This is a genomic window from Pantoea hericii, assembly GCF_014155795.1.
In the GTDB taxonomy this organism is placed as follows: domain Bacteria; phylum Pseudomonadota; class Gammaproteobacteria; order Enterobacterales; family Enterobacteriaceae; genus Pantoea; species Pantoea eucalypti.
The window spans coordinates 259,581-271,723 of the sequence record NZ_SCKV01000002.1 but is presented as its reverse complement, the minus strand read 5'-3'; the positions used below and the strand labels follow the sequence as shown (position 1 = coordinate 271,723).

Below are 12,143 nucleotides of genomic sequence, written 5' to 3'. Positions count from 1 at the left end.
TTCGCTATTCACTAGGGCAAAAACTCTACTCACAGTCATTAACCACATGACCCGTTAATCATGAGAGTTAAAGTCTGGCACTTAAATGACTTTTTATCTTTTCCAGAAAAGTTCGCACCGTTTCCCCCCAGGGTTCAGGATAGAACTCTCCCTGGCTGATGGATTCAAACGTCTCTGTAAGTACCTGATCATTCGACGATAGTAAATACTCTGCTTCCTGACAGACTTTTGCTGCTGTTTTTGGATTCTCAGTTTCTAAATAACTGTCCAGTATTTCTTCTACCGTTTCCCCAAAAAGATCATAATCCTGACCAAAAAAAACCCGAATAAGCGTTCCAGTATTTTTATAGCTTTTATTCATTGATAGCCTCAGAAAGAAGGATATGAAGTCAGAAAATAATAGGGTTTTCCGTTAATTTTCTCTTCCCCTCAAATTTTACTTCCATCAAAAGCCAGAAAACAGATTTTCGTGAACGTGTTCTCTTGTCATTTCAGAAAACGAAAACAACATTTATATTTTGATGGATGCTGAACTTTCAAATGTTCCCTCAGGTTCAGCGTGATAACCGCCCCAGGAAGTGAGTTATTGGCTTATGGTGGTTTTGAGGCAGGCTGTTACGGCTCAGCAGGCATAAAAAAAAGCCGCTATCAGCGGCTCTTTTTGCAGAGGTCATCAATCTCTTCGGGTTCAGGCTCTGGCACGGCAGTGCAGTTGCTGGTATCGCGTACCTTCAGCTCATTCAGCGCGTCTGCCACGGTGCGTTTTGCCAGCACATCCAGCGACGCCTGCTCGGCTTCATCAGCTATCGACTTAAAGTACCAGCAGAGGTTGGCACTGACCAGACAACGCGGTGCGACATCAGGACGCGCGGCCCAGATTTTTTTGTCTTCGATGACGGAGACATAGATATCCCGCAGGGTAATTTCCGCAGCAGGACGGCCCAGGTGAATGGAGCCTGTACGGCCCAGCGTCGAGACGATAATGCCGTCACGGGTCAGCGGAACCATTAATTTTCGTATGAAACTGGGATTCGCTTCAAGCCCGTAGGCCAGAATCGCGCTGGTAGAGCGTTTACCCATTTGCTCCGCCATCGCTACGCTCAGAACCATTTGCAAAGCTGTCGGGAAGCGATAATCAAGCATTTCTTTATCCTGAGTTGCGGTGGATCTTATTGTTTTATTGCCGCATAAGTGAACAATCAATGAGCAATAAATATAACAAACACTGTTGCTTTTTTGAAGCAAGCCAGCGGTGACAAGGCACGTATTCACCAAAGGCGGAGGCCCGATAGCACAAGGTGCTTAGCCTGCTAACGGCCCGCTTCTCTCAAAACTTAATGGCCCCTGCTATCGGGCGGTGGTGACCGATACCGCCGGTAATCGCTGCTTCAGCGCCATAACCAGTACCACGTTAAAGATTGCTAAGGTGCAAAGCAACCACAGCGTCGCCGGCGCGCCCATTCTTTCAAACACATATCCACCAATCAGCGGTGTCAGCGCCTGTCCCATTAATGCCGGGCGGGCCATTTTGCCCACCACGATTGCGTAAGACTCTGGTTTGACCATCACCAGCGGCAAAGTTCCGCGCACGATGGCACGTAAGCCATTTCCTGCGCCATACAACACCATGCTCAGTATCGCCATCTGTGGAAAGATCGCCAGCAACAGCAAGCCTGCGGCGACCAGTCCGACGGAGAAAAAGGTGGTTCGAATGGGATGACTGCGCTTAAAGGCGATGTCGACGAGTCGGGATCCCACCTGACACGGACCCATCACAGCACTGATCGCCAGCGCCGAGGTCAGCGTATGGCCCGTCGCCTGCAACAAAGCGATGAGCTGGACCGAAATCGCTGTCATGATCACGGACGCCAGCGTAAAAATGGCGCACAGTAGCCAGAACAGCGCAGGTTCGATCTCCGCTGAGGCAGGCTCCCTGCTCCGTCTTTTCACAGGCTGCTTCGCGTGGTTTGCCGGTATGGCAAACAGATAAGCAGGCAAAACGCAGACCACCATCATGGCTGCAATAATCAACGTGGCATCCCGCCAGCCAAAGCCGTGAATTAACAACGCCGTGCCTGGCCAGACCAGCGTGGTGCAGAAGCCCGAAATCAGTGTAATGCTGGTAATCGCGGAACGCGCCTTACCGCCATAGCAGGTGCCGAGGGTGGCAAACAGCGCATCATAGAGGCCCATCGCCATTCCGATGCCAATAATTACCCATGCGAACAGAAACAGCGGCAGCGTGACGCTGTAAGCCATTATCACCAGCCCCACCGCCATCACGACGCCACTCAGTGCCAGCAGCAGGCGGCCACCGGTTCGGGCGATAATTCTGCCCGCCAGCGGTGACAGCAGGCCCGACACCAGAATGCCGGTTGATAGCGCGCCGTAAATCCACTGCTGTGACCAGCCGGTCTCTGCGGCAATCGGATTCGCCATTACCGCCATCAGGTAGAACGACCCGCCCCAGGAAAGTATCTGTACCCAGCCAAGGGTAAAAATGGCGGCGATGCCGGGTTTGATGTTCTGATTCACAAGGGGTCTCTCCATTAGCAGGCGAACCGTTTTATAACATGTTCTGCGATAAGCCAAAATGCGTGATCTCCTTTTCGCTGGCAGGCCAGACAGACCGCACGGTTTTTTGATTAAACCTTATAGTATGTTGTAACTATATGGCGCTTGCATCCTTCCGACGCTTCTGCCACATTGTGGACGTTGTAACTATGGAGGCACAACATGACGCGCTATGACTTAGTGGCTGATATGCATCAGTGTGTTAACGATCTGGAACTGGCACTGGGTGAATTGCGTCAGCAGATTGAAGCTACACCCTTGCTGATCGCCCGTGTCTTCAGCCTGCCGCCCGTGGTTAAAGGCCGCGAACATGAGGCGATTACCCGGATTGCCGTTGAGCAGCATCTCGGTGAGCGCGCGTTAAAGATGGCGCTTGACCACTACTGCCGCCTTTTTATGCAGCACCAGTCTGAACAGCTGAGCACGAAAGCAGCCGTACGCTTACCCGGCGCACTCTGTATTGAATGTGATGCGCAACAGGAAGCGGAAATCGTCTCGCTGGTCGAACTTATCAACCAGCTGAAAGCAAGGCTGGAGCAGCTGATTACCGTGGATTCAGGGCTGCCGAGTGAAGCGCGTTTTGAGTTTGTCCACCAGCACCTGCGCGGGCTGATTACCCTGAATGCCTATCGCACCATTACCCTGCTGAGCGCGCCAGACAGCCTGCGTTTCGGCTGGGCCAACAAGCACATTATCAAGAATCTCAGGCGCGAAGAGGTGATCGCCCAGCTGGAAAAAAGCCTGAAGTCGGGACGGGCGAAGGCACCGTGGTCACGGGAACAGTGGGCGGAAAAAGTGCAGGAAGAGCTGGCAAGCGTACGCGCCCTGCCCGCTTCGGCACGGCTGAAAATCAAGCGTCCCGTAAAAGTTCAGCCGGTGGCTCGTGTCTGGCGCGCGGATGAACAGAAGCAAACGCAACTCGCCTGCCCGTCGCCAATACTGGTGATCTGTCGCGATCGCACTCAGGTTCCGGCGCTGGGCGAGTTACTCAATTACGACGCCGATAACATAACGCATCGTCATAAACCGGCCGCTGAGCCACTGAATTTGCTGATACCCCGCCTGCATCTGTGGGTTGATTGCCCCCTCTGAATAAAAAAGGCCAGCATCTGCTGGCCTCTGACTCATCCTGAATATCAGGACTTCATGCTGCCGACCATCTCTTCCGGCCGGACCCAGGCATCAAACTCTTCTTCGGTAAGATAACCCAGCTTCAGCGCGGAGCCTTTTAACGTCAGCCCCTCTTTGTGCGCCTTCTTGGCAATTTCTGCCGCTTTGTCATAGCCAATATGAGTATTGAGCGCCGTCACCAGCATCAGTGACTCGTTCAGCAGCTGGTCGATACGCTCGCGCACCGGCTCAATGCCGACAGCGCAATGATGATTAAAGCTGTCCATGCCATCTGCCAGCAGACGAATCGATTGCAGGAAGTTATGGATCACCATCGGACGGAACACATTGAGCTCAAAGTTACCGGACGCGCCGCCCATATTAATGGCGACATCGTTGCCCATCACCTGGCAGCAGAGCATGGTCATCGCTTCACACTGCGTTGGATTCACTTTGCCTGGCATGATGGAGCTACCCGGTTCATTTTCAGGAATAGCAATTTCGCCGATGCCGCAGCGCGGACCGGATGAGAGCCAGCGCACATCGTTGGCGATCTTCATCAGTGAAGCAGCCAGCCCTTTCAACGCGCCATGCGCATGCACCAGCGCATCACAGGTGGCCAGCGCTTCAAACTTGTTAGGCGCAGTGACAAACGGTTGCTGCGTGAGGTCGGCCAGCGCCTTCGCCACGCGCACTGCATATTCCGGGTGGGTATTCAGGCCGGTGCCAACTGCGGTTCCGCCCAGCGCCAGTTCCGCCACGTGCGGAATGCTCTGTTCGATATGCTTCAGATTATGCTCCAGCATCGCCACCCAGCCGGAAATCTCCTGGCCCAGCGTCAGCGGCGTCGCATCCTGCAGGTGAGTACGGCCAATTTTGACGATATCTTTAAAGGCGTCAGACTTCTGGCTCAACGTCTTTTTCAGTACCTGAATTTGTGGGATCAGCTGTTCGCGCAGGGCAATCACGGCGGCGACATGCATCGCCGTCGGGAAGACATCGTTGGAGCTCTGGCTCTTGTTCACATCGTCGTTGGGATGGACCAGGCGCGACATACCGCGCTCGCCGCCGAGGATTTCACTTGCGCGATTCGCCAGCACTTCGTTCATGTTCATATTGGTCTGCGTGCCGGAACCGGTTTGCCAGATTGCCAGCGGGAATTCATCCGCATGCTTGTCCGCCAGCACTTCATCCGCCGCGCTGATAATCGCATCGGCGCGATCTGCGGGCAGCAGGCCCAGATCGCGGTTCACGCTGGCGGCGGCGCGCTTGGTCAGTGCCAGTGCATGCACCAGCGCGGTCGGCATTTTTTCAGTTGAGATGCGGAAGTGTTCCAGTGAGCGCTGCGTCTGCGCGCCCCACAGTTTGTCTACCGGTACGTCGATGGGGCCCATTGAATCTTTCTCAATGCGGTTGGCTGCCATGAATACGTCTCCTTCACCTTGTTTTAAAGAATGACCGCCTGGTCCGTGATCACGATCGGCTGCCAGGCAGTCAGAATAGTAATATACAATAATTTAACATTATCAGAGCTTAGCGTCCTTTTGCGCTGGATATGTATTTTTACCGGTAGTTTCTGCTTTAATAGCCGCAATAATTTCCCGTGATAAAGGATTATGCGATGCAAAAAATGAACAATTCGCTGCAAAACTACGCGTGGGGCAGCAAAACTGCGTTGACTGAACTTTATGGGGTTGAGAACCCAAAAGGGCTGCCGATGGCGGAACTCTGGATGGGCGCACATCCGAAAAGCCCTTCAACCGTTATTGATCAGGGCAGCGAGCGTTCTTTGCGTGACGTGATTGATGCTTCGCCTGCGGCGATGCTGGGCGATGCAGTGGCGCAGCGTTTTGGTGAATTGCCTTTCCTGTTCAAAGTGTTATGTGCCGATCAACCGCTGTCGATTCAGGTTCATCCCAGCAAGCATGCCGCCGAAGTGGGTTTTGCGCGTGAGAATGCAGCGGGTATTCCACTGGCTGCGGCTGAGCGCAATTATAAAGATGCCAACCACAAGCCAGAGCTGGTCTACGCGCTGACTGCGTTTCAGGCGATGAATGGCTTTCGCACACTGACGCAGATGGTTTCACTGCTGGAACCGGTGGCGGGCGCACATCAACAGATTGCGCATTTTTTGCAGCACCCTGAAAAGGATACGCTGGCCGCGCTGTTCTCTACCCTGCTGTCACTGGAGGGCGAGGCGAAATCGCTGGCGCTGGGCGTGCTGAAATCTGCGCTTGACGTGCAACAGGGCGAGCCATGGGAAACCATCCGTATGATTGCGGCAGAGTATCCTGACGACAGTGGCCTGTTTTCACCGCTGCTGCTGAATGTCATTACCCTGCAACCTGGCGAGGCGATGTTCCTCTACGCGGAAACCCCGCACGCCTATCTGAAAGGCGTGGCACTGGAGGTGATGGCAAACTCCGATAACGTCCTGCGGGCCGGTTTAACCCCGAAATATATCGATATTGCCGAGTTGATGGCTAATCTGAAATTCGATGAGAAGCCCGCTAATGCGTTGCTGACAGCGCCGGAGCACCAGGGCAACACACTGCGCTTCCCGATTCCGGTCGACGATTTTGCCTTTGCTATTCACAGTCTCAATGCACAACCCCAGTCGCTGGCGCAGCAGAGCGCCGCGATAATGTTCTGCATCGAAGGCCAGGCCGTGATCGCCAAAGGCGAGCAGCAGGTGACGCTGAAGCCTGGCGAGTCCTGCTTCATTGCCGCCAGCGAATCACCGGTTACGGCGGCTGGCACGGGCCGACTGGCGCGGGTGTTTAACGACTTAGGGTGAAGCGGCTGACGGCATGCCTGTTAACTGCTATTATTTCAACCTATTAGCTTTTAAACGCCTGCGGGCGTTTTTCTTCGGTCGCCAGGCTAAACCTGCGGCATAAGCGGACTCAAGGATAAGGACGAATCAGCAATGAAAAAGACCAATGTTGCCGTAGGTGTGATCATCGCACTGGGCGTAGTCTGGACTGGCGCGGCATGGTTCACCGGCAAGCAGATTGAAAGCCACAGGGACCAGCTGGTGCAAAACGCCAACGCTCAGCTGAATGCTTATGCCCCGAACAGCCGACTGAAGATCAGCTATCAGGACTATCAGCGCGGCGTGTTCAGCAGCAAAGTAAATCTGGTGGTTCAGGCCAGCTCACAGACGGAAGATAATCCGCTGCTGAAACCGGGTCAGAGCATCATCCTGAATGAGACTATCGATCATGGTCCTTTCCCGTTCGCGCAGCTGAAGCATTTCAATCTGATCCCAAGCATGGCGTCCGTTCATACCGAACTGGCTAACACCGATGCGGTGAAAAAACTGTTTGAACTGACCGGGAACAAGTCTCTGATTAACGCAGACACCCGCATTGGTTACAGCGGCGCCACGGATACCGCGCTGCGCGTCTTGCCGGTTGACTATCAGAATGCCCAAACCGGCGAACGCCTGGCCACCAATGGCGGCACCTTCAACGTCAGTGCAGATAACAAAGGCGATAAAGTGTCGCTGGACGGTGACGTTGATAGCCTCGCGCTGACCAGCAAAAATGAGATGGGCCAGCCTGTCCTCTTCACCATTAATGGTCTGAAGCTAAGCGGTAACACACATCTCAGCCCGGAAGGCGTGCGTATCGGCGACCAGTCGGTAGACATTGAGAAGGTGAATGCCAGCATCAATGGTCAGGATGCCCTGACGCTGAATAAAATGAAAGGCACCTCCTCGTTCGATAATAGTGCCGGTAAGATTGGCGGCAATATCGATTACAAGGTTGAAGGCGTTCAGCTGCAGAAACAGGATTTTGGTCAGGCAGCCCTGAAAATGAAGCTGTCCCAGTTTGATGCCCAGGCAGTCAAAGCCTTCTCCGATCGTTACAACGCGCAGATGCAGGAACTGCTGAGCCAGCCTGGCGTTGCGGAAGACCCTATTCGCTATCAGGCGGGCGTTCATCAGATTCTGATGAACAACCTGTCGATGCTGCTGAAAGGCTCGCCATCCATCAGCATCGCTCCGCTGAGCTGGAAAAACGATAAAGGTGAAAGTACCTTCAATCTGACCGCCAGCTTCAACGATCCGTCCACCGTCACCGGCGAAGCGCAGACCCTCAGCGCCATGGTTGATCGGGTGCTGAAAAGCCTGGATAGCAAACTGGTCATCAACATGCCGATGGCCACCGAAACCATGCGTAAGGTAGGTCTGGCTGAAGGTTATCAGGCCGACGACGCGCAAAAGCTGGCGGATCAGCAGGTGAAGGGTCTGGCGGCGATGGGTCAGATGTTCCGCCTGACTCAGCAGCAGGATAACAACATCGTGACCAGCCTGCAGTATGCCAACGGTCAGGTGAACATGAACGGCGACAAGATGACGCTGGAGCAGTTCATGTCCCGCTATATGCTGGGCATGCCCACCAGCGAAGGCATGCCACAGTAATTGCGCTGTCTTCCATCAAAGGCGACCTCCGGGTCGCCTTTTTTATGCCGACCCGCGAATAACCAGCTGTGGCGGCATAATCACGTTTTGCCGGGCGGCGTCAGGATGCGCCATCCGCTGCAGGATACGATCTGCGGCCACGCGGCCAATCTCCCGTGCGGAACTGGTGACAAACGTCAGAGGGGGATCGGTGAGTTCCGCCTGCGGTTCATCGCCAAACCCCATTAAAGCCAGTTGTTGATCGTAATAGCTGTCGACTGCACCACGGGAAAATGTGCGCCCGGTGCGCATCAGCCCAAAATAACACCCCAGCGCGGTAGTGGCATTGTAAGCCAGCACGGCGGTCAATCGGGGATGGTGCTGAAACAACTGGACCGCCGCTTCGGCAGCCTCTTTCTGGGTACTGCCGCATTCAATAATCCATTCAGGCCTGAACGGCAGACCATATTGCAGCAGTGTGGCGCAATAGCCGCCAAGCCGTTCCGCCCGCGTCAGTGAAGCGCTATGGCCGCCCAGCCAGGCAATCCGCTGATGTCCCTGACGAATCAGGTATTCAGTGGCAAGACGCGCAGCCTGAGCATTATCGGGACGGATAGCGTCCACCTCTTCCAGGCTACTGGCGCGCGCGGCGCAGACTAACGCCATATTCAGTTCGCTGGCTCTCGTCACAATCTGGCTGGCCTTGTCGGCACCGCCTCCCAGCACTATACCATCCACCCCATGAGCGATCAGTGACTCAAAGCAGCGATGCAGATGCTGCCCCTGAGCACCGCTTTGCGTCAGGAACAGCAATTTGCCCTGCTTCTCCAGCGCTTCGCTCAGACCTGCCGTCATCTCGGCATAAAACGGCTGACTGAGATCGCGGACAATCAATCCAATCACACCACTCTCACCGCCACGCAGCATGGTCGCTGAACGGTTACGGACGAAGCCGAGTTGCTCAATGGCCTCATTCACGCGTGCCATGGTGGCCACAGAGATCCGTCCTTTACCGGATAACACCAGCGATACCGTGGTCACCGAGACGCCCGCCGCCGCCGCAACATCATTGATGGTGATTTTACTCATCAGATTACTCAACTGAACTACAGCATTAGAAAACAAGGTAAAACGTTACACCTTATGACGTCAGAATAATATCACCCATGACCTGAGGATTGTGATTCAGCGCGCATAAGATCCAGGTAAAACGTTTTATCATCCCGCCACTTTACTCAATGGTCCTTTTATCCAGGAGCGTTCATGTCACCCTCTCACCAAAAAATGTCCGTCTGGGAATTTTTCCAGAGTCTGGGGAAAACCTTTATGCTGCCGGTTGCCCTGCTCTCATTCTGCGGCATCATGCTCGGGATTGGCAGTTCACTGAGCAGCCATGACGTTCTGACTCTGTTACCTGTGCTTGATCACTCCTGGCTCCAATATCTCTTTCTGTGGATGGCCAAGCTGGGATCGTTTGCCTTCAGCTATCTGCCGCTGATGTTCGCTATTGCGATTCCGCTGGGTATGGCGCGCGAGAATAAAGGTGTTGCAGCGTTTGCCGGTTTCGTGGGTTATGCTGTATTAAACCTCAGCATCAACTTCTGGCTAAATATCAATGGCATTCTGCCAACCACTGATGCCGCCCTGCTGAAAGCGAATAACGTTCAGCCGATCATGGGGATTCCGTCGATCGATACAGGCATACTGGGTGCGGTGATTGTGGGTATCGTCGTGTTCTGGCTACACGAGCGCTTCCATAACATCCGACTACCCGATGCGCTGGCCTTTTTTGGCGGCACCCGGTTTGTCCCGATTATCACCACGCTGGTGATTGGGTTAATGGGGCTGGTCGTGCCGCTGATCTGGCCATTTTTCGCACAGGGCATTACCGGATTAGGCTGGATGATTAATAGCGCGGGTGACTTTGGCCCGATGATTTTTGGTACCGGCGAACGCCTGCTACTGCCGTTTGGCCTGCAGCATATTCTGGTGGCGATCATGCGCTTTACCGATGCAGGCGGCACACTGGATGTGTGTGGCAGGAGCGTCAGCGGTGCGTTAACCATTTTCCAGGCGCAGCTCGCCTGCCCGGAAACCCACGGTTTTGCTGAAAGCGCGACCCGCTTCCTGTCTCAGGGCAAAATGCCGGCCTTCCTCGGTGGTCTGCCTGGTGCCGCCCTGGCCATCTATCACTGCGCCCGGCCGGAGAATCGCCATAAGATTAAAGGTCTGTTAATCTCTGGCGTAGTGGCCTGCGTGGTCGGCGGCACCACTGAACCGATCGAATTTCTGTTTCTGTTTGTCGCCCCCTTCCTCTATCTTATCCACGCTCTGCTGACCGGTGTGGGCTTCACCATCATGGCGATACTCGGGGTTACTATCGGCAATACAGATGGCAATATCATCGACTTTGTCGTGTTTGGTGTACTACACGGCCTGTCGACAAAGTGGTACTGGGTACCGGTTGTTGCAGCGATATGGTTTGCCGGTTACTACCTGATTTTCCGTTTCGCCATTCTGCACTTCAACATCAAAACGCCGGGCCGGGAAGTAGAAAATACCAGTGCGGTTGCGCAGCAGGTCAGCAATGCCGGTAAAGGTAAATCGGGCTATAACTCACCGGCTATCCTGGCGGCGCTGGGCGGCGTTGAGAATATTACCTCGCTGGACAACTGCCTGACACGTCTGCGTTTAACCATGGCGGATATGAGTAAGGTGGACGATGCGGCGCTGAAAGCCAACGGCGCGATTGGGGTTGTGCATCTCAATCAGACCAGCCTGCAGGTGGTCATTGGCCCGCAGGTGCAGTCGGTGAAAGATGAACTGTCACACCTGATGAATGTGACTGCATGATGCGCTGGAGCCGATAATGTTTAACTTTGACGAAGTCATCGATCGCCGTGGCAGCTGGTCTACGCAGTGGGATTTTGTGGCTGACCGCTTTGGCGTATCCGATCTGTTGCCATTTACCATTTCCGATATGGACTTCAGAACAGCACCAGCGGTTCAGCAGGCGCTGGCGCAGCGCGTGGCACACGGCGTGTTGGGTTATAGTCGCTGGCAGCATGACGATTTTCTTTCCGCCTGCTGTCACTGGATGTCCAGTCGTTTCGGCTACCAGCCCGATGCTGACACGCTGGTTTATGGCCCGTCAGTGATCTATATGGTGGCGCAGATGCTGCGTCGCTGGAGTCACCTGGATGATGAAGTGGTACTTCATACTCCCGCCTACGATGCCTTTTATAAAACTGTACGCGGCAATCAGCGACAGGTGCTGGAGATGCCGTTGCAGCGGGATCGCGGGCGCTGGCGATGTGATATGGCCGCGCTGGAGACGCGACTGGCGCGCCCGCGCTGCAAAATCCTGTTGCTCTGCAGCCCCCACAATCCCACCGGCAAAGTCTGGACGACAACGGAGCTGCAACAGATGGCGGCGCTCTGCGATCGTCACGGCGTGCGGGTGATCAGCGATGAAATCCATATGGATATGATCATGGGTAATCAACCCCATACTCCGTGGGCCAGCGTGGCACGCAGTGACTGGGCGCTGTTTACCTCGGCGTCTAAAAGCTTCAACGTGCCGGGCCTGACGGGTGCGTGGGGCATCATCCCGGATGCGGCGGACAGAGCAGCCTGGTTTCAGGCGCTGAAAAATGCTGACGGCCTTTCGTCTCCGGCGGTGCTGGCCGTCACGGCACACGTTGCCGCCTACCGACATGGCGAGCCGTGGCTGGATGCGCTACGCAGCTATCTTTACGGCAATTTCACGCGGGTTGCCGATCGCCTCAACACTGAGTTTCCCGGACTTGACTGGCACATCCCTGAAGCGACCTATCTCGCCTGGATCGATATGAATGCGCTGGGTATTCCTGAAGAGGCACTGCAACAGGCGCTGATCCAGCAACTGGTGGCGATTATGCCCGGCTCAACCTACGGCGACGCAGGCAGCGGGTTTCTGCGTCTTAACGTTGGCTGTCCGCGTAGTAAGATTGAAGATGGCATTTCGCGCCTTATTGCGGCGATACATCAGTTGCAGGGCTGACATCCATCG

10 protein-coding genes are annotated in these 12,143 nt (G+C 54.7%); 5 read left to right on the top strand and 5 right to left on the bottom strand.

The features are described from left to right. Window positions 1-67: 67 nt before the first annotated feature. The 3 genes from H7K52_RS04910 to H7K52_RS04900 all read right to left on the bottom strand — a co-directional run bounded on the left by H7K52_RS04910 (window position 68) and on the right by H7K52_RS04900 (window position 2,550). On the bottom strand, window positions 68-361 hold the full coding sequence (locus tag H7K52_RS04910) for a contact-dependent growth inhibition system immunity protein (protein ID WP_182629773.1): 294 nt from the start codon (window positions 359-361) through the stop codon (window positions 68-70). Window positions 362-648: 287 nt separating this feature from the next. Beyond that, window positions 649-1,143, bottom strand: coding sequence for an RrF2 family transcriptional regulator (locus H7K52_RS04905; protein ID WP_003853455.1), 495 nt, complete (start codon window positions 1,141-1,143; stop codon window positions 649-651). A 204-nt stretch (window positions 1,144-1,347) separates the two neighbouring features. Next, window positions 1,348-2,550, bottom strand: a complete 1,203-nt coding sequence (locus H7K52_RS04900) for an MFS transporter (protein ID WP_220486731.1) — start codon at window positions 2,548-2,550, stop codon at window positions 1,348-1,350. Window positions 2,551-2,736: 186 nt separating this feature from the next. On the opposite strand from H7K52_RS04900, the gene tus reads away from it, so the two are divergent. Beyond that, window positions 2,737-3,666, top strand: coding sequence for a DNA replication terminus site-binding protein (tus, locus tag H7K52_RS04895; protein ID WP_003853450.1), 930 nt, complete (start codon window positions 2,737-2,739; stop codon window positions 3,664-3,666). Window positions 3,667-3,710: 44 nt separating this feature from the next. On the opposite strand, the gene fumC is transcribed toward tus, so the two are convergent. Beyond that, window positions 3,711-5,108, bottom strand: a complete 1,398-nt coding sequence (gene fumC, locus H7K52_RS04890) for a class II fumarate hydratase (RefSeq protein ID WP_003853448.1) — start codon at window positions 5,106-5,108, stop codon at window positions 3,711-3,713. 197 nt (window positions 5,109-5,305) lie between these two features. Here fumC and manA point away from each other — a divergent pair, with 197 nt between their 5' ends. Beyond that, window positions 5,306-6,481, top strand: a complete 1,176-nt coding sequence (gene manA, locus H7K52_RS04885) for a mannose-6-phosphate isomerase (RefSeq protein ID WP_182629772.1) — start codon at window positions 5,306-5,308, stop codon at window positions 6,479-6,481. Between the two features lie 132 nt (window positions 6,482-6,613). Next, a complete protein-coding gene (locus H7K52_RS04880) occupies window positions 6,614-8,113 on the top strand; it encodes a YdgA family protein (RefSeq protein WP_039660294.1) in 1,500 nt (499 codons plus the stop codon). A 42-nt stretch (window positions 8,114-8,155) separates the two neighbouring features. Here H7K52_RS04880 and malI read toward each other — a convergent pair whose 3' ends face one another. After that, entirely contained in the window at window positions 8,156-9,181 is a 1,026-nt protein-coding gene (malI, locus tag H7K52_RS04875) for a Mal regulon transcriptional regulator MalI (RefSeq protein WP_039660295.1), read from the bottom strand. Window positions 9,182-9,355: 174 nt separating this feature from the next. On the opposite strand from malI, the gene malX reads away from it, so the two are divergent. Then, a complete protein-coding gene (malX, locus tag H7K52_RS04870) occupies window positions 9,356-10,945 on the top strand; it encodes a maltose/glucose-specific PTS transporter subunit IIBC (protein WP_182629771.1) in 1,590 nt (529 codons plus the stop codon). 16 nt (window positions 10,946-10,961) lie between these two features. Continuing rightward, window positions 10,962-12,134 (top strand): MalY/PatB family protein, encoded by a 1,173-nt coding sequence (locus H7K52_RS04865; protein ID WP_039660296.1) that lies wholly within the window; start codon window positions 10,962-10,964, stop codon window positions 12,132-12,134. Window positions 12,135-12,143: the final 9 nt, after the last annotated feature.